The sequence below is a fragment of the Staphylococcus sp. HMSC06C11 genome, assembly GCF_001808345.1.
In the GTDB taxonomy this organism is placed as follows: domain Bacteria; phylum Bacillota; class Bacilli; order Staphylococcales; family Staphylococcaceae; genus Staphylococcus; species Staphylococcus capitis.
The window spans coordinates 290,588-315,533 of sequence record NZ_KV793038.1 but is presented as its reverse complement, the minus strand read 5'-3'; the positions used below and the strand labels follow the sequence as shown (position 1 = coordinate 315,533).

The window sequence follows — 24,946 nt, the reverse complement described above, 5'->3', positions numbered from 1 at the left end:
GGAGGTCAGAAAATGACAGAAAAAGATCAATCAGTGAATAATACTGAGGAAGAAGTTAATTCAGAAGAGAATGTAGAAACTCAAAATGTTGATAATTCTCAAGACTCAGTTGAAAATACTGACAATAGTGAAGTAAAAGAAGATCATTTGCAAGAAGATTCTCAGGAAGAAGTTCAAGCTGAGGATGTAGATCCTAAAGATGAGAAAATTCAAGAATTAGAAAAGCTAGCAAATGATAATGAAGAGAAATATTTAAGATTGTACGCTGAATTTGAAAATTATAAGCGTCGAATTCAAAATGAAAATCAAATTAACAAAACTTATCAAGCTCAAGGTGTTTTAACTGACATCCTTCCGTCAATAGATAATATTGAACGTGCATTACAAATTGAAGGTGATGATGAATCATTTAAATCACTACAAAAAGGTGTCCAAATGGTTCATGAAAGTTTACTTAGAGCTTTAAAAGATAATGGTCTTGAAGAAATTGAAGCTGAAGGTCAAGAATTTGACCCTAATCTTCATCAAGCGGTGGTTCAAGATGATAATCCTGATTTTAAATCGGGGGAAATCACTCAAGAACTTCAAAAAGGTTACAAACTAAAAGATCGCGTCTTGAGACCATCAATGGTAAAAGTAAATCAATAAACTGATTGAAAAAACATTGTATAAAATTACAAAATGATATTGGAGGAATTTTATTATGAGTAAAGTAATCGGAATCGACTTAGGTACAACAAACTCTTGCGTTGCCGTATTAGAAGGTGACGAACCAAAAGTAATTCAAAATCCAGAAGGCGCACGCACTACTCCTTCAGTAGTTGCTTTTAAAAATGGTGAAACTCAAGTAGGTGAAGTTGCTAAACGTCAAGCAATCACTAACCCTAATACAGTTCAATCAATTAAACGTCATATGGGTACAGACTACAAAGTAGATATTGAAGATAAATCATACACTCCACAAGAGATTTCAGCTATGATTTTACAAAACTTAAAAAGTACTGCTGAAAGTTATTTAGGAGATACAGTTGATAAAGCAGTTATCACTGTTCCAGCTTACTTCAATGATGCTGAACGTCAAGCTACTAAAGATGCTGGTAAAATCGCTGGACTAGAAGTTGAACGTATTATCAACGAACCTACTGCAGCTGCTTTAGCTTACGGTTTAGACAAAACTGAACAAGATCAAAAAGTTCTTGTATTTGACTTAGGTGGCGGTACTTTCGACGTGTCAATCCTTGAATTAGGTGACGGAGTATTTGAAGTATTATCTACTGCAGGTGACAATAAACTTGGCGGTGACGATTTCGACCAAGTAATTATTGATTACTTAGTTTCAGAATTTAAAAAAGAAAATGGCGTAGATTTATCTCAAGATAAAATGGCACTACAAAGATTAAAAGATGCTGCTGAAAAAGCTAAAAAAGACTTATCAGGTGTATCTCAAACTCAAATTTCACTTCCATTTATTTCAGCTGGAGAAAGTGGTCCATTACATTTAGAAATTAGCTTAACTCGTTCTAAATTTGAAGAATTAGCAGATTCATTAATTAGAAAAACAATGGAACCAACTCGTCAAGCACTAAAAGATGCTGGGTTATCAACTTCTGATATTGATGAAGTTATCCTTGTTGGTGGTTCTACTCGTATTCCAGCAGTACAAGAAGCTGTTAAAAAAGAAGTAGGTAAAGACCCTCATAAAGGTGTAAACCCTGATGAAGTAGTAGCTATGGGTGCTGCGATCCAAGGTGGTGTCATCACTGGTGATGTTAAAGATGTGGTATTACTAGACGTAACACCATTATCACTAGGTATTGAAATCATGGGCGGACGCATGAACACATTAATTGAACGTAACACTACTATTCCAACATCTAAATCACAAGTTTATTCAACAGCAGCTGATAACCAACCAGCAGTTGATATTCACGTGTTACAAGGTGAACGTCCAATGGCTTCAGATAACAAAACTCTTGGTCGTTTCCAATTAACTGATATTCCACCTGCTCCACGTGGTGTACCTCAAATCGAAGTAACATTTGATATTGATAAAAATGGTATCGTTAATGTAACTGCTAAAGATTTAGGAACTAACAAAGAACAAAATATCACTATTCAATCAAGCTCAGCATTATCTGATGAAGAAATTGATCGCATGGTTAAAGATGCTGAAGAAAACGCTGAAGCAGATAAAAAACGTCGCGAAGAAGTGGACTTACGTAACGAAGCTGATAGCTTAGTATTCCAAGTTGAAAAAACTATCACTGATTTAGGCGACAATATTAGTGAAGATGATAAGAAAAATGCTGAAGAGAAAAAAGATGCGCTTAAATCTGCACTTGAAGGTGAAGATATGGAAGACATCAAATCTAAAAAAGAAGAACTTGAAAAAGTTGTTCAAGATTTATCAGCTAAAGTATACGAACAAGCTCAACAAGCACAGCAACAAGCTCAAGGAGAACAAGGTTCTCAAGACAGCACTGTAGAAGATGCGGACTTTAAAGAAGTAAAAGATGACGAAGATAAAAAATAATTCTAGGTTGAGTTAGTATATAAGTTTAATTTATGACTAAGCCAAAAAAGTCAAAGTCAATTGAACATTGGCTTTGGCTTTTTATTTGGATAGTAAGAATTAATCAGATAAACTAATCTTGTTAAACGTATAAAAGGAGAGATAGTTGTGGCCAAAAGAGACTATTATGAAGTCTTAGGCGTAAGTAAAAGCGCTTCTAAGGACGAAATTAAAAAAGCTTATCGTAAATTATCAAAAAAATATCATCCAGACATTAATAAAGAAGAAGGCGCAGACGAAAAATTCAAAGAAATCTCCGAAGCTTATGAAGTTTTAAGTGATGATAATAAACGTGCAAATTATGACCAGTTTGGACATGAAGGCCCACAAGGAGGATTCGGCAGTCAAGGTTTCGGTGGCGGAGACTTTGGCGGATTTAGCGGAGGTGGATTTGAAGACATTTTCAGTTCATTCTTCGGTGGTGGTTCAAGACAACGTGATCCTAATGCGCCACGTAAAGGTGATGATTTACAATATACTATGACTGTTACCTTTGAAGAAGCTGTTTTTGGTACTAAAAAAGAAATTTCTATTAGAAAAGATGTAACATGTCATACGTGCGATGGTGAAGGCGCGAAACCTGGAACAAGTAAAAAAACTTGTAGCTATTGTAATGGAGCTGGTCATGTTTCCGTCGAACAAAATACTATTTTAGGTAGAGTCAGAACTGAACAAGTTTGTCCTAAATGTGAAGGTAGTGGTCAAGAATTTGAAGAGCCATGTCCTACTTGTCACGGTAAAGGAACTGAAAATAAAACTGTTAAATTAGAAGTTACAGTTCCAGAAGGTGTAGATACTGAACAACAAATTCGTTTAGCTGGTGAAGGTTCACCAGGTGTAAACGGTGGTCCTCACGGTGATTTATATGTAGTGTTTAGAGTTCAACCTTCCGATACATTTGAACGTGATGGAGATGACATTTACTACAATTTAAATGTGAGCTTCCCTCAAGCTGCCTTAGGCGATGAAATCAAAATACCAACTTTAAATAGTAATGTAGTGCTAACAATACCTTCAGGTACACAAACAGGAAAGCAATTCCGTCTTAAAGATAAAGGTATTAAGAACGTTCACGGTTATGGTTATGGAGATTTATTCGTTAATATTAAAGTAGTTACTCCAACTAAAATGAACGATAGACAAAAAGAAATTATGAAAGAATTTGCTGAAATTAATGGCGAAGACGTGAGTGAACAACCTTCTAATTTTAAAGATAGAGCAAAAAGATTCTTCAAAGGAGAATAGAGAATGAATTGGACGGAACTCTCAATTGTAGTTAATCACGATGTTGAATTTGAAGTAACTGATATACTTGAAGATCATGGTTCTAATGGTGTAGTCATTGAAGATTCAAGAGACTTAGAAACACCACCATCAGATAAATTTGGTGAGATTTATGAATTAAATCCTGAGGATTATCCTAGTAGTGGTGTTCGTTTAAAAGCTTATTTTAATGAACTTACATTCAATGATGAACTCAGAAAGAGTATTAAGAATAATATTTTAAATGTATCAAATTTAGATAAAGAAGTACTTACATTTTCAGAAAAGGAAATTGCGGAGAAGGATTGGGCGAATGAATGGAAAAATTATTTTCATCCCTTTAAAGCTTCTAATAGATTTACCATAGTTCCAAGTTGGGAAACTTACACAAAAGAAAACAGTGATGAATTATGTATTGAACTCGATCCTGGTATGGCTTTCGGTACAGGTGACCACCCAACTACTAGTATGTGTTTAAAAGCTATTGAAGAATATGTTCAACCAACTGATTCTATTATTGATGTTGGAACAGGTTCAGGTATATTAAGTATTGCCAGTCATCTCGTTGGTGTTAAAAGAATTAAAGCATTAGACATTGATGAAATGGCAGTAAATGTTGCTAAGGAGAACTTCAAAAAGAATCGTTGTGAAGACGCAATTGAAGCTGTTCCCGGTAATTTATTAAAAGAAGAAAAAGAGAAATATAATATCGTTATTGCAAATATTCTTGCTCACATTATTGAAGAAATGATAGAAGATGCTTATAATACATTATTTGAAGAAGGATATTTTATTACTTCAGGTATTATAGAAGAAAAATATGAAGAGATAGAATCTCATATGAAGCGTGTTGGTTTTAATATTATTTCTGTAGAACATGACAACGGTTGGGTCTGCATCGTTGGTCAGAAAGTGAGTGATTAATTTGCAAAGATATTTTATTAATCAAAGCGCTGATAAACTTCAGCGCTTTTTTATTGAAAATAAAGAAGATATTCATCATATAAAAAATGTCATGCGTTATAGTGAAGGTGATTCAGTTATCGTTACATTTCTAGATCAAACAGTGTACAAGTGTCAAATAAAAGCTTTAAACGATAATTATGTTGAACTAGAGTTAAAAGATAAACAAAACATTGATACAGAATTACCTCAACATATCACTATTTGTAGCGGATTGATTAAGGCTGATAAGTATGAATGGATGATTCAAAAAGCAACTGAAATGGGCGCTAATGAATTTATTGCAGTTGGTATGGACCGTTCAGTAGTTAAATTGAATGAATCTAAAGTTGCTAAAAAGTTAGAAAGATGGCAAAAAATTATTAAAGAAGCTGCAGAACAAAGTTATCGTTTAACAATTCCTAATATTTATTTTAAGTCGAATTTACAGGAAATTTATGATATTATAAGTCATTATGACTATGTTCTTATAGCATATGAAGAACAGGCTAAACATGGTGATTTAAGTCATTTTAAACAAATTATAAAGCAATTTAAAACACAAGATCGTGTTTTAATGATATTTGGACCTGAAGGCGGTTTATCTGATAAAGAAGTGTCTTTATTCAGTGAAAATAGTACTTTAGTAGGCTTAGGTCCACGTATTTTACGGGCAGAAACTGCACCTCTATATGCTTTAAGTGCAGTGAGTTTTGAAAAAGAATTATTGGGGTGAAGACGATGTCAACAGTTGCATTTCATACATTAGGTTGTAAAGTCAATCACTATGAAACTGAAGCAATATGGCAATTATTTAAAGAAGCAGATTACGATAGAGTAGATTTTGAAACAAATGCAGATGTATTTGTTATTAATACTTGTACTGTTACGAATACTGGAGATAAAAAAAGTAGACAAATTATTAGACGTGCGATCAGACAAAATCCTGAAGCAGTTGTATGTGTTACAGGTTGTTATGCTCAAACATCTTCAGCTGAAATTATGGAAATTCCTGGCGTGGATGTAGTTGTCGGTACTCAAGACCGTCATAAATTATTAGACTATATTGATCAATTCCAAGAAGAGAGACAACCAATTAACGGTGTTGGTAATATAATGAAGAATCGTACATATGAGGAGTTAGAAGTTCCTTACTTTACCGATAGAACTAGAGCCTCTTTAAAAATCCAAGAAGGATGCAACAATTTTTGTACGTTTTGTATTATACCTTGGGCACGCGGCTTGATGAGATCACGTGATCCTGAGAAAGTTGTAGAACAAGCTTCACAATTAGTAAACTCTGGCTATAAAGAGATTGTTTTAACTGGTATTCATACTGGTGGTTATGGTCAAGATTTAAAAAATTATAATCTAGCGCAATTGTTAAGAGATTTAGATGAAATTGAAGGTTTAGAGCGTATACGAATCTCATCTATCGAAGCGAGTCAATTAACTGATGAAGTAATAGAGGTTATTGGCAATTCAAACAAAGTAGTAAGACATTTACATGTTCCGTTACAATCTGGTTCAGATTCAGTTTTAAAACGTATGAGACGTAAATATACTATGGAACATTTCTCTGAGAGATTAACAGAATTACACAAAGCATTGCCTGACTTAGCTGTAACAAGTGATGTAATAGTAGGATTCCCTGGAGAAACTGAAGAAGAATTTCAAGAAACATACGATTTTATTGTTAAACATCAATTCTCTGAATTACATGTGTTCCCATATTCACCAAGAATCGGTACACCAGCAGCTCGAATGGACAATCAAATCGATGAATCTGTTAAGAATGAACGTGTGCATAAATTGATTGCTTTAAGTGACCAACTTGCTAAAGAGTATGCCTCTAAATTTGAAAATGAAGTGCTTGAAGTAATACCTGAAGAAAAAGGCGAAGAACCGAATACATTGGTAGGTTATGCAGATAACTATATGAAAGTTCAATTTGAAGGTGATGAATCACTAATTGGACAAATTGTTAAAGTAAAAATTCTTAAAGCTGACTATCCTCTAAATGATGGTAAAGCCATTAGAGTAGTTGAGCATGCTACGAATAAATCTGAAGAAGAAGTACTTGTCTAAATATTTAAAAAATGTAAATTTTACTAATTGACCACCTATTTGAGTTATATTATACTAATAGTTGCATAGTTTTTACTATGTGATGACTATAAAGTTCCGTTGATATTTGGAGGGAGGGAAATACAGATGTCTAAAACAGTAGTACGTAAAAACGAATCACTAGAAGATGCTTTACGTAGATTTAAACGTTCAGTATCAAAAAGTGGAACAATTCAAGAAGTACGTAAACGTGAATTTTACGAAAAACCAAGCGTTAAACGTAAAAAGAAATCAGAAGCTGCACGTAAACGTAAATTCAAATAATTAATAGCTCTGTTGACTCCCTCAACACGAATGTTAATTATATATAATAGATACCCTAGTTATTAGAACTAGGGTATTTTTTTATACTATGCTAACAACTTTAATTATTCTCGTAAAATTATTTAAACGTATTGCTCAATTAATTAAATCTTTTTCATTTTTCAGATAAATAAACAAATATTATTAAAATTAATAAAATTAAATTGTTAAGCTACAAATTACCAATTTATATATTAGTGAAATACTATATAATGGGTGCGTTTTCATGTATAATTAATGTGAGGGCGAGGTGAAATAGTGAATTACTCCTATCTAATACATACGTTACTTTTTATAAGATTCACTAGTGAAAATAGTTGGGCTGATAATCTATCAAGTTTTATTACGCAACCTTTTATTTCACTAATTCTTACGTGTATAATCTTCCTAGGCTTTTTGTATCAATTATATTCAAAACGCATTAACTTGATTGGAATTATTGCTTAACTAGCATTATTACTTTTATTTTTAGGATTCCTTATCAATGGAGATGTAAATGTTTTATCCGTATTATTGTTTACTATTTGTGTCATACTAGTTATTATAGAACTGTTTATCATTGGTGCCGTGATAGGTATTATTGGTATGCTACTTATAACTCTCAGTATCATCATGCTAGGAAATAATATTATACTCATGCTCGGTAATGTAATAGTTGCGTTAATTTTATCAATAATTGAATGGGTGATATTAGTGAAAATTTTCAACAAGAAAATACCATTTCTTGATAAAGTGATCTTAAAAGATTCAACAAATTCAGAGGCTGGTTATCGTTCACATGACGACCGCTCTCACCTTGTAGGTAAAACTGCTCAAACAATCACTGACCTCAGACCTGCTGGGATTATTAATTGTGACGATGAAAGAATAGATGCAGTTTCAGACGGCACATTTATTTTAAGAAATAGACAAGTAAAAATTCTTGAGGTTGAAGGTACGCGTGTAGTTGTGAGAGAAATAGAATAAAATTAAGGAGCGATTTAATGTTTGGTATTGGTTTTATAATCATTGCTGTAATTATTGTAGTAGCTTTACTCATACTATTTTCTTTTGTACCTATCGGATTATGGATTTCTGCTATAGCAGCTGGCGTTCACGTAGGTATTGGTACCCTTGTAGGTATGCGTTTAAGAAGAGTTTCACCAAGAAAGGTCATTGCACCTTTAATTAAAGCACATAAAGCAGGTTTAAAATTAACAACAAATCAATTGGAGTCACACTACCTAGCTGGTGGTAACGTTGATAGAGTTGTTGATGCAAATATCGCAGCACAACGTGCAGATATTGATTTACCATTTGAACGAGGAGCGGCAATTGATTTAGCAGGTCGTGATGTACTTGAAGCAGTTCAAATGTCAGTTAACCCTAAAGTTATTGAAACACCATTTATTGCTGGTGTAGCGATGAACGGTATTGAAGTTAAGGCAAAAGCTCGTATTACAGTTCGCGCAAATATAGCAAGATTAGTCGGTGGCGCTGGAGAGGAAACAATTATTGCCCGTGTAGGTGAAGGTATTGTTTCTACAATTGGTTCAAGTGAGCATCACACTGAGGTTCTAGAAAATCCAGACAATATTTCTAAAACTGTGTTAAGTAAAGGTTTAGATTCAGGTACTGCTTTTGAAATTTTATCTATTGATATTGCAGATGTAGATATTAGCAAAAATATCGGTGCTGATTTACAAACTGAGCAAGCTCTTGCAGATAAAAATATTGCTCAAGCGAAAGCTGAAGAGCGCCGTGCTATGGCAGTAGCTTCTGAACAGGAAATGAAAGCTCGAGTACAAGAAATGAGAGCGAAAGTAGTTGAAGCTGAATCAGAAGTACCATTAGCAATGGCTGAAGCTCTTAGATCAGGTAATATTGGAGTTAAGGATTATTATAATCTTAAAAATATTGAAGCAGATACTGGCATGAGAAATGCTATTAACAAACGTACTGATCAGAATGATGACGAATCACCAGAACAATAAATAATGAGGTGATTAAATGAATATCGGTATTATCATATTTATAATATCTGTTATTGTAACCGGTATTAGCGCGCTACGTGATAAAAGTCATGAAAGCAGACAAAATCAAAAGCCACCTCAAAATACGCAAGGTGATAATCAACCCAAAAAAGGTGGTTTCTTTGAAGAATTAGAAAAAACATTTAAAGAAATTAACGATGAGTTAAATGATGAACCCGAGAAAAAGCAACGAAGAGAATTTGAAGAGACGCTTCCACCTTTAAGTAAAAACCTTGAAGATGAAGATGCTGACTCTCAAACAGAAAATAAATCGTCTAAAGAAACGCATAAACAATCGGAAGTCAAAAATCATCCTAAACCTGACCCAACACCATATAACCAGGATAATCCTAGACCTCAACCTGTTACTTCAACTTCACGAGATGAAAGTGCAGAAAAATTAAGAAAAGAACTTGAGTCCAATTTGACTCAGGATTTAAAAAATGTTCGCAACGAAATTGATAGAGAAAAAGAAAAACAACTCGAATTGATTGAGAAAAAAGCAAGAGACATCATTGAGGATAAGTATTTATCAGAGAGAACTAAACGTTATCGCTTAAAACAATTACTTAATTCTCAAAACATTGAACGTAATATGTCTCATTCTGCTTTTCAATTTGATAAAGATGAAGTAATAAATGGTCTGATTTGGTCAGAAGTTTTAAGTAAACCAAAGCAACTTTAAATTTTTTAATAAAATTAAAGAATTAGCTATTATATTAACATTAGAGGGTAAAACTATGTATTCATGCTTAAATATTGAATACTGTTTTACTCTCTTTTTAGTTTGTCTAATTAGTATGAGTTTAGTAAAATTTTAGTAAGAAATAATATATATTCAGTAGTATTTGTTCAATAATTTTGAAGCAAAGCATAATCACATCATTAAGATGAATAAGAATGATATAATGTGTTTGGATATTATTTTTATTAAAAATAACAAATTAGTCTAAAATTTTTAGCTAATAAAACTTATTATTGTAACTTGTAAAGGAGCGCGTTTATGCCAGGAATAATTCAAATTGACGACATTAATCAATCACAAGCTTTAATGGGAAATAATGATGAGCATTTAAAAACTATTGAAGATAATTTTGATGTCGTGATACATGCTAGAGGTCAAGAAATAGCTGTTAAAGGCGAAAAATTAGAGCATGTTGAAAAAGCAGAATTAGTTCTCACCAATTTACTTAAAGTTATAGAATTAGGTAATACAATTACACTTAAAGACGTAGAGGCTGCTATTAAAATGGCAGACAATGATACAATTCAACATTTACTTGATTTGTATGATGAAGAGATTACTAAAGATGCATTTGGTAAAACGATTCGTGCTAAAACAATGGGACAACGTATGTATATCAATGCTATGAAGAGAAATGACTTAGTATTTGGAATAGGTCCTGCTGGTACTGGTAAAACATTTTTAGCAGTTGTATATGCAGCTAAACAATTACGTAAAGGTTCAGTTAAACGTATCGTATTGACTAGGCCAGCCGTTGAAGCAGGAGAATCTTTAGGTTTCTTACCAGGTGACCTAAAAGAAAAAGTAGATCCATATTTACGTCCTCTATATGATGGCTTAAATACAGTTTTAGGTAGAGAGCAAACTGAAAGATTCATAGAGAGGGGTATTATTGAGATTGCGCCACTTGCTTATATGAGGGGTAGAACATTAGATGATGCGTTTGTTATTTTAGATGAAGCTCAAAATACAACGCACGCACAAATGAAAATGTTCCTAACTCGTTTAGGTTTTGGTTCAAAAATGGTAGTTACAGGTGACCAAACTCAAATCGACCTACCAAAAGGCGTAAAAAGTGGCTTAAAAGAAGCAATTAAAAAATTATATGGGGTCAATGGAATTAGTATTATGAAATTAGATCAAAGTGACGTTGTAAGGCATCCACTTGTAAGTAAAATTATAGATCGTTATGAAGGAGTTGAGTAAATGTTTACAATTGACTTTAGTGACCATACCGATTTAGTAAAGAATGAATGGTATGAACAAATAGATTCATTACTTACCTTTGCTAAAAAACAAGAACATATTGATAGTGAGGCTGAACTTTCAGTAACATTTGTAGATAAAGATGAAATTCAAAATATCAATAAAATGTATAGAGATAAAGATAAAGTCACTGACGTCATCTCATTCGCTTTAGAAGAAGACGAGCCAGAAATCGATATGAATGAACTTGATATACCTCGAGTTTTAGGCGATATTATTATATGTACAGATGTAGCACATGAACAAGCTGAAAATTACGGACATTCTTTTGAACGTGAATTAGGCTTCTTAGCTTTACATGGTTTTTTACATTTATTGGGATATGATCATATGACAGATGAAGATGAAAAAGAAATGTTTGGTCGACAAGATGCAATTCTTAATGCATACGGTTTAACAAGAGAATCATAATAATGAGACGTTTTAAATACGCTTATGATGGCTTTACAGCCATTTTGAAAAAAGACCAAAATTTCTTACTTCACATATTAGCAGGAATTATCGCTATTATTATGGGGTTTATTTTTCATATCAATCGATCTGAGTGGATGTTTATATTATTCTCAATAGCTTTAGTATTGAGTCTAGAAGCTATCAATACATCAATTGAATTTGTGGTTGATTTGGTAACAACCGATTATCATGAATATGCTAAACACGCTAAAGATATCGCTGCTTTTAGTGTTGTAATTGTGTCTGTTTTAGCATTATGTATTGGATTAATAGTTTTTGTACCACATATTTTAAGTTTATTTTTGGGAGGAAAATAAATGAGTTATCAATCGCATTACTTTAAGGAAGTTAGAGAGGCACAAAGTAAAGCTTATGCTCCATATAGTCGCTTCAAAGTTGGTGCCTATTTAAGAACTAAGGACGGACGTACTTTTCATGGAGCAAATGTAGAAAATGCTGCATATTCCATGGCAATTTGTGCTGAACGTTCAAGTCTTGTTGCAGCAATCTCAGAAGGATATAAACCAGGGGATTTTGAATCGATAACCGTTACTGTTGATTCGGATAAACCCTCCTCACCATGCGGGGCTTGTAGACAAGTACTTAAAGAACTTTGCGATGATGATATGCCTGTGTATATGACTAATCATAAAGGAGAAATGATTAAGTCTACTGTAAACGAATTATTACCATTAGGATTTTCAGGAAAGGATTTAAATTAATGACAGAAGAACATAAATCAGGATTTGTATCCATCATTGGTCGACCTAATGTTGGTAAATCTACATTTGTAAATAGAGTAATAGGGCATAAAATTGCGATTATGTCAGATAAAGCACAGACAACACGTAATAAAATTCAAGGCGTCATGACAAGAGACGATGCACAAATCATCTTCATTGATACGCCAGGTATTCACAAACCTAAACATAAACTTGGTGATTATATGATGAGAGTTGCCAAGAATACACTATCAGAAATAGATGCAATTATGTTTATGGTTAACGTAAACGAAGATATTGGTCGTGGCGATGAATATATTATGGAAATGCTTAAAAATGTTAAAACGCCTATCTTTTTGGTATTAAATAAGATTGACCTTGTGCATCCGGATGCTTTGATGCCTAGAATTGAAAAATATAAAGAATATATGGACTTCACAGAAATTATACCAATTTCAGCACTTGAGGGATTGAATGTAGATCACTTTATAGATGTGTTGAAATCTTATTTACCTGTAGGTCCGAAATACTACCCTGACGACCAAATTTCTGACCACCCAGAACAATTTGTTGTTAGCGAAATTATCCGTGAAAAGATATTACATTTAACAAGTGAAGAGATACCTCATGCAATAGGCGTTAATGTTGATAGAATGATTAAAGAAGATGAAGACAGAGTTAGAGTTGAAGCAACGATTTACGTTGAGCGTGATTCTCAAAAGGGTATAGTCATCGGTAAAGGTGGTAAAAAACTTAAAGAGGTAGGTAAACGTGCACGTCATGATATAGAGATGCTATTAGGATCTAAAGTTTACTTAGAACTCTGGGTAAAGGTACAACGTGATTGGAGAAATAAAGTAAACTTTATACGACAAATTGGTTATGTAGAAGACCAAGATTGATTGATAGAGAGTCGGTGAATGAGTCATGTTAATGAAACAAAAAGGCATCATAATCAAATCAGTAGATTATGGTGAATCTGATAAAATCATCACAATTTTAAATGAATATGGCGCTAAAATACCTTTAATGGCTCGACGTGCGAAAAAAGTTAAATCTGGATTACAAGCTCATACACAAATGTTTGTGTATGGCTTATTTATTTATAATAAATGGCGTGGTATGGGAACACTCAATTCTATAGATGTGATTGATCAACATTATGAATTACAGCTTGATTTATTTGAAAGTAGTTATGCATCGTTATGCACAGAGACTATTGAAAGATCTATGGAAGAAAATGAAGTTTCGAAGTACAATTATGACTTACTCTATTTTGTACTTACTAAAATAACAGAGGGCACATCAGCACAACTCATGTCTATCGTAGTATTATTGAAGTGTATGTCTAAATTCGGATTTACAGCTTCATTTAATCATTGTGTGATTACTGGAAATGAAGATCAATCTAAATTAGTAGGTTATAGTTTCAAATTCGATGGAGCAATCTCTGAAGAAGTATTATATCAGGATCCACACGCTTTCAAATTAACAAATCGCTCGCTTTATCTATTAGATATACTACAAAAACTACCTATCAATAAAATGAATTCACTGAGTATTCATAAAGAAATCTTAGATGAGATGTCAGAACTTATTATCATGCTCTATAGAGAATATGCTGGTATGTTTTTTAAGAGTCAAAAATTAATTAATCAACTTAAAAGATTAGAAAGTGATCCACACTAAACCGTTTTATTTCGATAAACGGTTTAGTGTGGATTTTTTTATGCAATAAAAATACTCTTACCTAAACACTTATTGTGTCAAAGTAAGAGCATTATTAGGTAATAAGTTATTAAAATTTAACTTTCTCTGCTAAGAATGTTTCTAATTCTGAAATTGGCATACGTACTTGTTCCATTGAATCTCTGTCACGTACAGTTACTTGATTATCTTCTAATGAATCAAAGTCGAATGTAATACAATATGGTGTACCGATTTCGTCTTGTCTACGGTAACGTTTACCAATTGATTGTGATTCGTCGAAATCAATAGAGAAGCTTTGACTTAATTGTTCAAAGATTTTAATCGCTTCGCTTGATAATTTTTTACTTAAAGGTAATACCGCAGCTTTATATGGTGCTAAGGCAGGGTGGAAATGCATTACAGTACGTGCATCTTTACTTCCTTCAACACCTTCTTCTTCATATGCGTCACATAAGAATGCTAACGTTACACGATCAGCACCTAATGAAGGTTCGATACAATACGGAACATATTTTTCATTTGTTTCTGGATCGTGATATTTAAAGTCTTCACCAGAGTGTTCGCTATGCTTTTGTAAATCGAAGTCTGTACGGCTTGCGATACCCCATAATTCGCCCCAACCAAATGGGAATTTGTATTCAATATCAGTTGTAGCGTTAGAGTAGTGAGATAACTCATCTGCATCATGGTCTCTTAAACGCATATTTTCTTCATTAATATTTAAATCTTTTAACCATTGACTTGCAAATGTTTTCCAGAAGTTTTGCCATTCAATTTCTTCACCAGGTTTGCAGAAGAATTCTAACTCCATTTGTTCAAATTCTCTTGTTCTGAAAATGAAGTTACCAGGTGTAATCTCGTTACGGAAAGATTTACCGATTTGACCAATACCGAACGGTAATTTTTTACGCATTGAACGTTGTACATTTTTATAGTTAACGAAAATACCTTGAGCTGTTTCAGGACGTAAAAACAATTCGTTAGTGGAATCTTCAGTGACACCTTGGAAAGTTTTAAACATTAAATTAAATTGACGAATATCAGTCCAATTTGCAGTGCCACTTACAGGACATACAATACCTTCATCATCAATAATTTGTTTCATTTCATCAAAGCTTAATCCATCAGCGATGAAGTTTTCATCACCTTTTTCTTTTTGCATGTAATCTTCAATTAATTTATCCGCACGATAACGAATTTTACTATCTTTATTATCGATCATAGGGTCATTAAAGTTGCCTAAGTGACCTGAAGCTTCCCAAGTTTTTGGATTCATTAAAATAGCTGCATCGATACCCACATTATATGGAGATTGTGTGATGAACTTTTGCCACCAAGCTTTTTTAATATTATTTTTAAGTTCAACGCCTAATGGTCCGTAATCCCATGTATTTGATAAACCACCGTATATGTCACTACCAGGGAAGACGAACCCTCTATGTTTTGCTAATTGAACAATTGTTTCCATATCTTTTGCCATAAATTAACTCTCCTTAGACATAAAAAACGCCCCAAGACAATATATACATATTAGTAATGTATTATTATCTTGGGACGAGTTTTAAAAAGTATTTTTAATCATATGTATTGTTATAATACAATATGGTTACTTACAATTTTTAACCCGCGGTTCCACCCAAATTAGTGCAGACACTCGCTTTTATTTCATTAATAAGTCATTCGCCAATATAAGTTGTTAAGCTCGCACCATCCTTAACTCGCTTTAACTTTATTCTAATTGAAAGAATTTTTAATAGCAAGTATTTATATGTATTTGTAGCAATTTATAATAAAAGTTATAATAGAAAGTATTCAAGAGGGGTGAAGACCTATAGAACTTAGTAAAAGACAGGAACTAATAATTGAGATTGTCAAATCTAAAGGACCGATCACAGGTGAGCATATCGCTGAAAAATTAAATTTAACAAGAGCTACGTTAAGACCGGACTTAGCTATACTTACTATGTCTGGTTTTATAGAAGCGAGACCTAGAGTAGGTTATTACTATTCAGGTAAATCGAAAAATAAAATTATCAATGAACAATTGAGACAATATGTGGTTAAAGATTATATGTCTCAACCAGTTGTCATTAAGGAAGAAATGTCAGTTTATGATGCAATATGTACTATATTTTTAGAAGATGCAGGGACATTATTTATCACTAATAATGACAATGACTTCGTAGGCGTATGTTCTAGAAAAGATTTATTAAGAGCATCTATGATTGGTGAGGATATACATACAATGCCTATCAGTGTAAATATGACTAGAATGCCACATGTGACATATTTAGAAGAGGAAGAACTTGTAATATACGCTGCCAATCAAATGATAGATAACGAGATTGACTCACTACCAATTGTAAGGAAGAAAGACAATAAAAAATACGAGGTAATTGGTCGAATCTCTAAAACAACTATAACTAAATTATTCGTATCATTATTCAAAGAATAGGTGGTAAATACATGGACATTATAAAGATAATTGTAGCCTCAGATTCAATTGGTGAAACTGCAGAGTTAGTAGCAAGAGCAGGAGTATCTCAATTTAACCCTAAACAATGTAAACATGAATTTCTTCGATATCCTTATATTGAATCATTTGAACATGTAGATGAAGTTATTCAAGTTGCTAGAGATACCAATGCAATTATTGTATACACTTTGGTTAAACCAGAAATTAAAAAATATATGCTTGCAAAAGTCGAAGAATTTTCATTAAAATCTGTCGATATTATGGGACCTCTAATGGATTTGTTATCGGATTCGATTGATGAAACACCATATTATGAACCAGGAATAGTTCACAGACTAGACGATGCGTATTTTAAAAAAATTGATGCAATTGAATTTGCTGTGAAATATGACGACGGAAAAGATCCAAAAGGATTACCAAAAGCCGACATCGTTCTGTTAGGTATTTCTAGAACTTCTAAAACTCCATTATCTCAGTATTTAGCACATAAAAGTTATAAAGTGATGAATATACCTATAGTTCCTGAAGTAACTCCACCTGATGCATTATTTGATATTGATACCTCTAAATGTATTGCTTTAAAAATAAGTGAAGAGAAACTAAATCGCATACGTAAGGAAAGATTAAAGCAATTAGGTTTAGGAGATAAGGCTAGGTATGCCACAGAGGCACGTATTCAAGAAGAATTGAATTATTTTGATGAATTAGTTAATAAAGTAGGTTGTCCGGTCATAGATGTTACTGACAAAGCTATTGAAGAAACAGCGAATGATATCATACATTTAATTGAAGAAAGTAAATCGAAATGATTTCATTTTCCGTAGAAAAAAGATATAATTATATGACTAATATTTGATAGGTGATTCCATTTGCGTATAGATCAATCGGTCATTAATGAAATTAAAGATAAAACAGATATATTAGATTTAGTAAGCGAATATGTAAAATTAGAAAAAAGAGGACGCAATTATATCGGCTTGTGTCCTTTTCATGATGAAAAGACACCTTCGTTCACAGTATCTGAAGATAAGCAAATTTGTCACTGTTTTGGTTGTAAAAAAGGTGGCAATGTCTTTCAATTTACACAGGAGATTAAAGATATACCTTTCGTAGAAGCTGTTAAAGAACTTGGCGAACGTGTAAATATTAAAGTTGATGTGGGGCAAACTCAATATAATCAACAATCTCAAATGGCTTCAGACGATTTAAAAATGATAGAAATGCATGAGTTAATTCAAGATTACTATCATTATGCCTTGATGAAAACTGTTGAGGGTGAAGAGGCTTTAAACTACTTGCGTCAGCGTGGTTTTACTGACGAACTCATCAAGCAGAGACAAATTGGATATGCGCCAGATAGCTCTCATTTTTGTCATGATTTTTTAGAGAAGAAAGGATATGACATAGAATTAGCTTACGAAGCGGGTCTATTGTCTCGAAATGAAGAAAATTTTAGTTACTATGATAGATTTAGAAATCGAATCATGTTTCCTTTGAAGAATGCTCAAGGTAGAATAGTTGGATATTCTGGAAGAACATATACGAACCAAGAACCCAAATATTTGAATAGCCCTGAAACACCCATCTTTCAAAAACGTAGACTCTTATATAATTTAGATAAAGCACGTAAATCAATTCGCCAAAACGACGAAATTGTATTATTAGAAGGATTTATGGATGTTATTAAATCAGATTACGCTGGTTTAAAACAGGTTGTAGCGAGTATGGGGACACAGTTGTCCCAAGAACATATGACGTTTCTAAAAAAATTAACAAATAACATTACATTAATGTTTGATGGAGATTACGCTGGTAGAGAGGCTACTTTAAAAACGGGTCAAGCTTTATTACAACAAGGTCTAAATGTATATGTGATCCAATTACCATCCGGTATGGATCCTGATGAATACATTGGCAAATATGGAAATGAGGCTTTTTTAAACTTTGTTGCTAAGGATAAAAAGGCATTTGTGCTGTTTAAAGTGGAGTCACATCAAGATGAAATTAATAATAATGATTTAGCTTATGAAAGACATTTTAGAGAAGCAACTCATGACATCGCTCAAGTTCAATCAACAATTTTACGTAATAAGTTAATTCAAGATGTTGCTAATATATTCAATATGAGCCCAGAAATGATCTATCATGAAGTTGGTTCTAACAATATGCCACAAGTGGCACCAGCAGAATATGGATATTCTCCGCAATCTGGTTCACAATTGTTTAATAATTTAACTAAACATGAAAAAGCTGAAAGAGCTCTATTGAAGCATTTTATGAAAGATAAGGATACCTTTATAAATTATTATCAAAAAATTAGCGATGAAGACTTTACAAATAAATATTTTAAGAGTATATTTAATATTTTGCATGACTATTTTTCAGAACATGATAATTATAGTATCAGTGATGTTATGCAATACATTGATTCCAATGAGCTTAGAGAGGCATTTATTGAACTTGAACAATATACCCTCAATGATGAACCTTATGAGAATGAAATAGAGGACTACATACTAATTATTAATAATAATGATGATGAGTCAATTGAATCATTAAATCACAAACTAAGGGAAGCATCTCGCATTGGTGATGTTGAATTACAAAAGTATTACTTACAACTTATTGTCGATAAAAACAAAAATAGAATGTAATTTTAAGCTAAATCTATTAATTAGAATTTAGTAGTTCAGACTTTTACAATTAATGATTAGATTTGAACTAATGGTTACTAGAGAGGTTGAACGGGTAGAAAATTATTGTCACAACTTTAATAGTAAACTTAGATTAAAATAATAATATAACTACACATTATTGAAAGTGTTTAAATGACTTAATTGAAAGTGATAAATTTAAAATTTACAATATACAAATCATATTTAATTGATATAATATATAGTTATTGAGAGATTATCAGTATTTATCAAAATCGGGAGGCCTTTTCATGTCTGATAACCAAGTGAAAATTAAAAAGCAAACAATTGATCCGACTTTAACATTAGAAGATGTTAAAAAACAATTAATTGACAAGGGTAAAAAAGAAGGTCATTTAAGTCATGAAGAAATTGCTGAGAAGCTTCAGAATTTCGAAATGGATTCTGACCAGATGGATGATTTCTTCGATCAACTAAATGATAATGATATAACGCTTGTTAATGAAAAAGATAGTTCAGATACAGATGAGAAATTAAATCCAAATGATTTAAGTGCCCCTCCTGGTGTCAAAATTAACGACCCAGTTCGTATGTATCTTAAAGAGATTGGTAGAGTTAACTTATTAAGCGCTCAAGAAGAAATAGAGTTAGCTAAAAAAATTGAACAAGGCGATGAAGTAGCAAAATCTCGTCTAGCTGAAGCCAACTTACGTCTTGTTGTTAGTATTGCTAAAAGATATGTAGGAAGAGGTATGTTATTCCTTGATTTAATTCAAGAGGGTAACATGGGCTTGATTAAAGCTGTAGAAAAATTTGACTTTAGTAAAGGGTTTAAATTTTCAACATATGCGACTTGGTGGATTAGACAAGCAATCACTAGAGCTATTGCTGACCAAGCACGTACTATCCGTATTCCTGTGCATATGGTTGAAACAATTAATAAATTAATACGTGTTCAACGCCAACTTTTACAAGACTTAGGCCGAGATCCTGCACCAGAAGAAATTGGTGAAGAAATGGATTTACCACCTGAAAAAGTACGTGAAATCTTGAAAATTGCTCAAGAGCCTGTATCTCTTGAAACGCCAATTGGTGAAGAAGATGATAGTCATTTAGGTGACTTCATTGAAGACCAAGAAGCTCAAAGCCCATCAGACCATGCAGCTTACGAATTGTTAAAAGAACAACTTGAAGATGTTCTTGACACATTAACTGATAGAGAAGAAAATGTATTACGTTTAAGATTTGGTTTAGATGATGGACGTACAAGAACACTTGAAGAAGTAGGTAAAGTATTTGGCGTAACACGTGAACGTATACGTCAAATCGAAGCTAAAGCTTTAAGAAAATTAAGACATCCTAGTCGTAGTAAGAGACTTAAAGATTTCATGGATTAAAATAATAATGTTGGGGAAGTAGCTATGAATTAATGCATATTAATTTTACCTCGCCCAATTGAATCATCACACTTGAGAGGGTGGGATAATGAATTCAACTTTTAATATACTGAATTCAATCCCGCTCTTTTTTAATACATATGAGGAGTTTAAAAATGATTAATTTAAACCAAAGATTATTGCGTGTGTGTTCATTTTTAAAAGAAGGAACGCTAGCTGATATTGGTTCGGACCACGCATATCTACCTATTTATGCCATCCAAAATAAGATATGTAACAGTGCAATTGCTGGAGAAGTCATCAAAGGACCGTACAAAGCTGCGCTAAATAATGTAGCTGAAAATAACTTAGGTGATTCGATTGAAGTTCGCTTAGGAGACGGTTTAGCAGTTATCAATCATGATGATGAAATTGATAATATAACGATTTGTGGCATGGGAGGACCTCTCATTGCTAAAATTTTAAAAGAAGGTCAAGAAAAATTAGCACATCACCCAAGACTTATTTTACAGAGCAACATCCAAACACAAGTTTTAAGAAATGTATTAACTTCACTGAATTATGAAGTTATAAACGAGGTTATCCTTGAAGAAAAAGGGCATATTTATGAAATTGTAGTTGCTGAATTTAACCAATCTATAATGCCACTTTCTACAAAAGAAGAAAAATTTGGCCCGTATTTATTAGAGGAAAAAAATGAACATTTCTACAAGAAATGGAATAGAGAACTTGAAGCACTTTATCACATTAAGTCACAATTGAATTCATCAACGCATCATGAGAGACTAAAAGAAATTGACAGTGAAATAAATCTCATACAAGAGGTGTTAGATAATGAAATTGAGTAAACTCATGTCCATTTTAGATTATCATGTCCCATTTTCCACTGCAGAATCATGGGATAATGTCGGATTATTAATCGGTGATGAGAATCAACAAGTAAATGGTATATTAACCGCTTTAGATTGTACTGAAGAGGTTGTCAATCAAGCGATAGATAAAAATATCAATACAATCATTGCACATCATCCACTCATCTTTAAAGGTATAAAAAATATTGTTCAAACTGGTTATGGCAAAATTATACGCAAATTGATTCAAAATGATATTAATCTTATCGCAATGCATACAAATTTAGATGTAAATCCTAGTGGCGTCAATAAAATGTTGGCAGATACACTTGATTTAAATAACGTTAACCAGATTAACCAACTTTACACGACATATTATAAGGTTCAAACTTTTATTCCTAAAGAAAATGTTGAAAACTTTAAAGACCAATTAAACCAACTCGGCTTAGCTAAAGAAGGGAATTACGAATATTGCTTCTTTGAAAGTGCTGGAAAGGGACAGTTCAAACCTGTTGGAGAAGCTAACCCTTACCTTGGTCAACTTGATTGTATAGAATATGTAGATGAGATTAAACTTGAATTTATGATTTCTGAAAATGAAAAGCAAATTACAGAACAAGCAATTATAAACTATCATCCTTATGAAACACCTGTATATGATTTTATTAAACTACAAAAACAAAGCGAATTTGGATTAGGTATTATAGGTGAACTTCCTCATACTATGACTTTAGATGAGTTTTCTAGTTACGCTAAAGAGAAATTAAATATTAATAGTTTAAGATATACTGGTAATTCTGACGCGGTGATTAATAAAGTTGCAATGATCGGTGGTTCAGGTATAGGTTTCGAGTATGAAGCTCACAGTAATGGTGCAGATGTATTTGTTACTGGAGATATCAAACATCACGATGCATTAGACGCTAAAATACAAGGAGTCAATCTACTTGATATCAATCACTATAGCGAATATGTAATGAAGCAAGGGTTAAAATTGTTACTAGAAGATTGGTTATTTGAGTATAAAGATATGTTCCCTATCGAAGCCTCAAATATTGATACTGATCCTTTTACTTATAAATAACAAATTGCTTATTAGACTTTAAAGGAGGCCATAACATGGCAAAACATCCATTTGAGCATTTTAATTTAGACGAAAGTTTAATTAAAGCGGTTCAAGATCTTAATTTTGAAAAACCTACAGAAATACAAAATAGAATTATCCCAAGAATATTAAAAGGCACTAACTTAATAGGTCAATCACAAACTGGTACAGGAAAGACGCATTCTTTCTTATTACCTTTAATACAAATGATTGATGTTGATCTTCAAGAACCCCAAGCCATTGTAGTTGCACCAACACGAGAGCTTGCTCAACAATTATTCCAAGCAGCGAGTCACCTGTGCAAATTTAAACAAGAAGTGAACGTTAAATTGTTTATAGGTGGTACAGATATTGAAAAAGACAAACAACGCTGTAATAGACAACCTCAATTAATTATTGGTACACCTACACGTATTAATGACCTTGCTCAAGGCGGACATCTTCATGCACACCTTGCCAGCAATTTAATTGTTGATGAGGCTGACTTAATGATTGATTTAGGATTAATTGAGGATGTAGATTATATAGCAGCTAGATTAAATGATGAAGCGCACATTGCTGTATTTAGTGCAACGATTCCTAAATCATTGCAACCATTTTTAAATAAATATTTAAGCCAACCTGAATTCGTTGAGGTTGATCATAAGTCTCAAAATAAAAAGAACATTGAATTTTATTTAATACCTACAAAAGGGACTGCTAAAGTAGATAAAACGCTAAATCTAATAGATATTTTGAATCCATATCTTTGTATTATTTTCTGTAATAGTAGAGAAAATGCAAACGAACTTGCAGATTCTCTAAATAAAGAAGGTATTAAAGTAGGTATGATTCACGGTGGTTTGACACCTAGAGAACGTAAACAACAAATGAAACGTATTAGAAACTTAGACTTCCAATACGTTATTGCAAGTGATCTCGCTTCGAGAGGTATCGATATTGAAGGGGTAAGTCACGTCATAAATTTCGACGTACCTAATGATATCGATTTCTTTACACATCGTGTAGGTCGTACAGGAAGGGGTAATTATAAAGGAGTAGCAATTACTCTTTATAGCCCTGATGAAGAGCACAATATTTCATTAATCGAAGATAAAGGCTATCATTTTGAAAATGTGGACATTAAAAATGGAGAACTTAAACCGATTAAAGCACACGACACAAGACGCACTAGACAACGAAAAGATGATCACTTAACAAATGAAGTTAAGCATAAAGTTCGAAGTAAATCGAAAAGAAAAGTTAAACCAGGATATAAGAAAAAGTTTAAGCAAGAAGTAGAAAAAATGAAACGCCAAGAAAGAAAGATTTATAGTAAGAGACAAAATAAACAAAAACGTAAAAACAATAAAGGATAGGTGAATGACATGCTATTAGGTTCTCATGTTTCAATGAGTGGTAAGAAGATGTTACAAGGCTCTGCAGAAGAAGCCCATAAATTTGGAGAATCTACGTTTATGATATACACAGGAGCTCCACAGAATACGAGAAGAAAAAGCATCGAAGATTTAAATATAGAAAAAGGACACGAGGCCATGAAAGAATATGGTTTATCTAATATCATTGTTCATGCACCCTATATTATCAACATCGCAAATACGACTAAACCTGAAGTATTCAACTTAGGTGTCGATTTTTTACAAAACGAAATTGAACGCACGCAAGCAATTGGCGCAAAAGATATTGTTCTTCATCCTGGTTCTCATGTTGGAGCTGGTGCCGACGTAGGTATTAAAAAAATTATTGAAGGACTTAATGAAGTATTAACTCATGACAATGATGTACGAATTGCCCTTGAAACAATGGCTGGTAAGGGTTCAGAAGTAGGCCGTTCGTTCGAGGAAATCGCTCAAATTATTGATGGCGTTACACATAATGATCGTTTATCAATTTGTTTTGACACATGTCATACCCATGACGCTGGTTATAATGTCAAAGAAGACTTCGATGGTGTGTTAAATGAATTTGATAAAGTTATTGGTGTAGACCGTATTAAAGTTGTACATGTGAATGATAGTAAAAATGAAATCGGTGCACATAAAGACCGTCATGAAAATATAGGATTTGGTCATATTGGATTCGATGCGCTAAATTATGTTGTCCACCATGACGCATTTAAAGATATACCTAAAATTTTAGAAACACCATATGTAGGTGAGGATAAGAAAAATAAAAAACCACCGTATAAATTCGAAATTGAAATGTTAAAAGCACAAAAATTTGATTCAGATCTTAAGAATAAAATTTTAAATCAATAAATCGTTTTTACCTTTTAGGTAAAAAATAAATAGGGCGAGACAAAATCATCTATTAATTCGAATGATTTTTGTCTCGTTTCTTTTATTTAG

Annotated in this window: 24 protein-coding genes and 1 pseudogene; 24 read left to right on the top strand and 1 reads right to left on the bottom strand. The window is 32.7% G+C overall.

Features of this window, described 5'->3' with window-relative positions:
- The first annotated feature begins 12 nt into the window (after nt 1-12).
- The 16 genes and pseudogenes from grpE to recO all read left to right on the top strand — a co-directional run bounded on the left by grpE (nt 13) and on the right by recO (nt 14,094).
- On the top strand, nt 13-648 hold the full coding sequence (gene grpE, locus HMPREF3154_RS04935; RefSeq protein ID WP_023350180.1) for a nucleotide exchange factor GrpE: 636 nt from the start codon (nt 13-15) through the stop codon (nt 646-648).
- Between the two features lie 55 nt (nt 649-703).
- Nucleotides 704-2,533, top strand: coding sequence for a molecular chaperone DnaK (gene dnaK / locus HMPREF3154_RS04930; protein WP_002436539.1), 1,830 nt, complete (start codon nt 704-706; stop codon nt 2,531-2,533).
- A 147-nt stretch (nt 2,534-2,680) separates the two neighbouring features.
- Nucleotides 2,681-3,817: a molecular chaperone DnaJ gene (gene dnaJ, locus HMPREF3154_RS04925; protein WP_030064651.1), complete on the top strand. Its 1,137-nt coding sequence runs from the start codon at nt 2,681-2,683 to the stop codon at nt 3,815-3,817.
- Nucleotides 3,818-3,820: 3 nt separating this feature from the next.
- The gene (gene prmA / locus HMPREF3154_RS04920; protein ID WP_023350183.1) at nt 3,821-4,759 is read left to right on the top strand and encodes a 50S ribosomal protein L11 methyltransferase; all 939 of its coding nucleotides are present in this window, start codon (nt 3,821-3,823) and stop codon (nt 4,757-4,759) included.
- A 1-nt stretch (nt 4,760) separates the two neighbouring features.
- Nucleotides 4,761-5,513: a 16S rRNA (uracil(1498)-N(3))-methyltransferase gene (locus tag HMPREF3154_RS04915; RefSeq protein ID WP_002436722.1), complete on the top strand. Its 753-nt coding sequence runs from the start codon at nt 4,761-4,763 to the stop codon at nt 5,511-5,513.
- A 5-nt stretch (nt 5,514-5,518) separates the two neighbouring features.
- Nucleotides 5,519-6,865 (top strand): tRNA (N(6)-L-threonylcarbamoyladenosine(37)-C(2))-methylthiotransferase MtaB, encoded by a 1,347-nt coding sequence (gene mtaB / locus HMPREF3154_RS04910; protein WP_030064648.1) that lies wholly within the window; start codon nt 5,519-5,521, stop codon nt 6,863-6,865.
- A 126-nt stretch (nt 6,866-6,991) separates the two neighbouring features.
- Nucleotides 6,992-7,168 (top strand): 30S ribosomal protein S21, encoded by a 177-nt coding sequence (gene rpsU, locus HMPREF3154_RS04905; RefSeq protein WP_000048060.1) that lies wholly within the window; start codon nt 6,992-6,994, stop codon nt 7,166-7,168.
- A 333-nt stretch (nt 7,169-7,501) separates the two neighbouring features.
- Nucleotides 7,502-8,173 (top strand): annotated as a pseudogene (locus tag HMPREF3154_RS04900) (NfeD family protein).
- A 17-nt stretch (nt 8,174-8,190) separates the two neighbouring features.
- Nucleotides 8,191-9,180, top strand: a complete 990-nt coding sequence (floA, locus tag HMPREF3154_RS04895) for a flotillin-like protein FloA (protein ID WP_002436747.1) — start codon at nt 8,191-8,193, stop codon at nt 9,178-9,180.
- A gap of 16 nt (nt 9,181-9,196) precedes the next feature.
- The gene (locus HMPREF3154_RS04890; protein ID WP_002436544.1) at nt 9,197-9,904 is read left to right on the top strand and encodes a hypothetical protein; all 708 of its coding nucleotides are present in this window, start codon (nt 9,197-9,199) and stop codon (nt 9,902-9,904) included.
- Between the two features lie 318 nt (nt 9,905-10,222).
- A complete protein-coding gene (locus HMPREF3154_RS04885; protein WP_023350187.1) occupies nt 10,223-11,170 on the top strand; it encodes a PhoH family protein in 948 nt (315 codons plus the stop codon).
- Nucleotides 11,171-11,641 carry an rRNA maturation RNase YbeY gene (ybeY, locus tag HMPREF3154_RS04880; protein WP_002436567.1) on the top strand — a complete coding sequence of 157 codons (471 nt, stop codon included), beginning with the start codon at nt 11,171-11,173 and terminating at the stop codon, nt 11,639-11,641.
- A gap of 2 nt (nt 11,642-11,643) precedes the next feature.
- Entirely contained in the window at nt 11,644-12,000 is a 357-nt protein-coding gene (locus HMPREF3154_RS04875) for a diacylglycerol kinase family protein (RefSeq protein ID WP_002453353.1), read from the top strand.
- Nucleotides 12,001-12,405 (top strand): cytidine deaminase, encoded by a 405-nt coding sequence (cdd, locus tag HMPREF3154_RS04870; RefSeq protein ID WP_002436745.1) that lies wholly within the window; start codon nt 12,001-12,003, stop codon nt 12,403-12,405. It begins immediately after the preceding gene.
- Nucleotides 12,405-13,307, top strand: coding sequence for a GTPase Era (gene era / locus HMPREF3154_RS04865; RefSeq protein ID WP_002436750.1), 903 nt, complete (start codon nt 12,405-12,407; stop codon nt 13,305-13,307). The genes cdd and era overlap by 1 nt, the downstream gene beginning before the upstream one ends.
- A gap of 31 nt (nt 13,308-13,338) precedes the next feature.
- Nucleotides 13,339-14,094 carry a DNA repair protein RecO gene (gene recO / locus HMPREF3154_RS04860; protein WP_023350188.1) on the top strand — a complete coding sequence of 252 codons (756 nt, stop codon included), beginning with the start codon at nt 13,339-13,341 and terminating at the stop codon, nt 14,092-14,094.
- Between the two features lie 109 nt (nt 14,095-14,203).
- Here recO and HMPREF3154_RS04855 read toward each other — a convergent pair whose 3' ends face one another.
- Nucleotides 14,204-15,595 carry a glycine--tRNA ligase gene (locus HMPREF3154_RS04855; RefSeq protein WP_002436742.1) on the bottom strand — a complete coding sequence of 464 codons (1,392 nt, stop codon included), beginning with the start codon at nt 15,593-15,595 and terminating at the stop codon, nt 14,204-14,206.
- 351 nt (nt 15,596-15,946) lie between these two features.
- Between HMPREF3154_RS04855 and HMPREF3154_RS04850 the strand changes: the two genes are divergently transcribed.
- The 8 genes from HMPREF3154_RS04850 to HMPREF3154_RS04815 all read left to right on the top strand — a co-directional run bounded on the left by HMPREF3154_RS04850 (nt 15,947) and on the right by HMPREF3154_RS04815 (nt 24,856).
- On the top strand, nt 15,947-16,570 hold the full coding sequence (locus HMPREF3154_RS04850) for a transcriptional regulator CcpN (RefSeq protein ID WP_072093086.1): 624 nt from the start codon (nt 15,947-15,949) through the stop codon (nt 16,568-16,570).
- An 11-nt stretch (nt 16,571-16,581) separates the two neighbouring features.
- Complete coding sequence (locus HMPREF3154_RS04845) at nt 16,582-17,400, top strand: pyruvate, water dikinase regulatory protein (RefSeq protein WP_002453349.1); 819 nt, start codon at nt 16,582-16,584, stop codon at nt 17,398-17,400.
- A gap of 60 nt (nt 17,401-17,460) precedes the next feature.
- Nucleotides 17,461-19,245 (top strand): DNA primase, encoded by a 1,785-nt coding sequence (dnaG, locus tag HMPREF3154_RS04840; protein WP_023350190.1) that lies wholly within the window; start codon nt 17,461-17,463, stop codon nt 19,243-19,245.
- Between the two features lie 290 nt (nt 19,246-19,535).
- On the top strand, nt 19,536-20,642 hold the full coding sequence (gene rpoD / locus HMPREF3154_RS04835; RefSeq protein ID WP_002436727.1) for an RNA polymerase sigma factor RpoD: 1,107 nt from the start codon (nt 19,536-19,538) through the stop codon (nt 20,640-20,642).
- Nucleotides 20,643-20,797: 155 nt separating this feature from the next.
- A complete protein-coding gene (locus HMPREF3154_RS04830; RefSeq protein ID WP_030063902.1) occupies nt 20,798-21,490 on the top strand; it encodes a tRNA (adenine(22)-N(1))-methyltransferase in 693 nt (230 codons plus the stop codon).
- Nucleotides 21,477-22,577, top strand: coding sequence for a Nif3-like dinuclear metal center hexameric protein (locus HMPREF3154_RS04825; RefSeq protein ID WP_070474418.1), 1,101 nt, complete (start codon nt 21,477-21,479; stop codon nt 22,575-22,577). The genes HMPREF3154_RS04830 and HMPREF3154_RS04825 overlap by 14 nt, the downstream gene beginning before the upstream one ends.
- Nucleotides 22,578-22,612: 35 nt before the next feature.
- Nucleotides 22,613-23,956 carry a DEAD/DEAH box helicase gene (locus HMPREF3154_RS04820; RefSeq protein WP_023350193.1) on the top strand — a complete coding sequence of 448 codons (1,344 nt, stop codon included), beginning with the start codon at nt 22,613-22,615 and terminating at the stop codon, nt 23,954-23,956.
- Between the two features lie 9 nt (nt 23,957-23,965).
- Nucleotides 23,966-24,856 carry a deoxyribonuclease IV gene (locus HMPREF3154_RS04815; protein WP_002433664.1) on the top strand — a complete coding sequence of 297 codons (891 nt, stop codon included), beginning with the start codon at nt 23,966-23,968 and terminating at the stop codon, nt 24,854-24,856.
- The last annotated feature ends 90 nt before the right edge of the window (nt 24,857-24,946 follow it).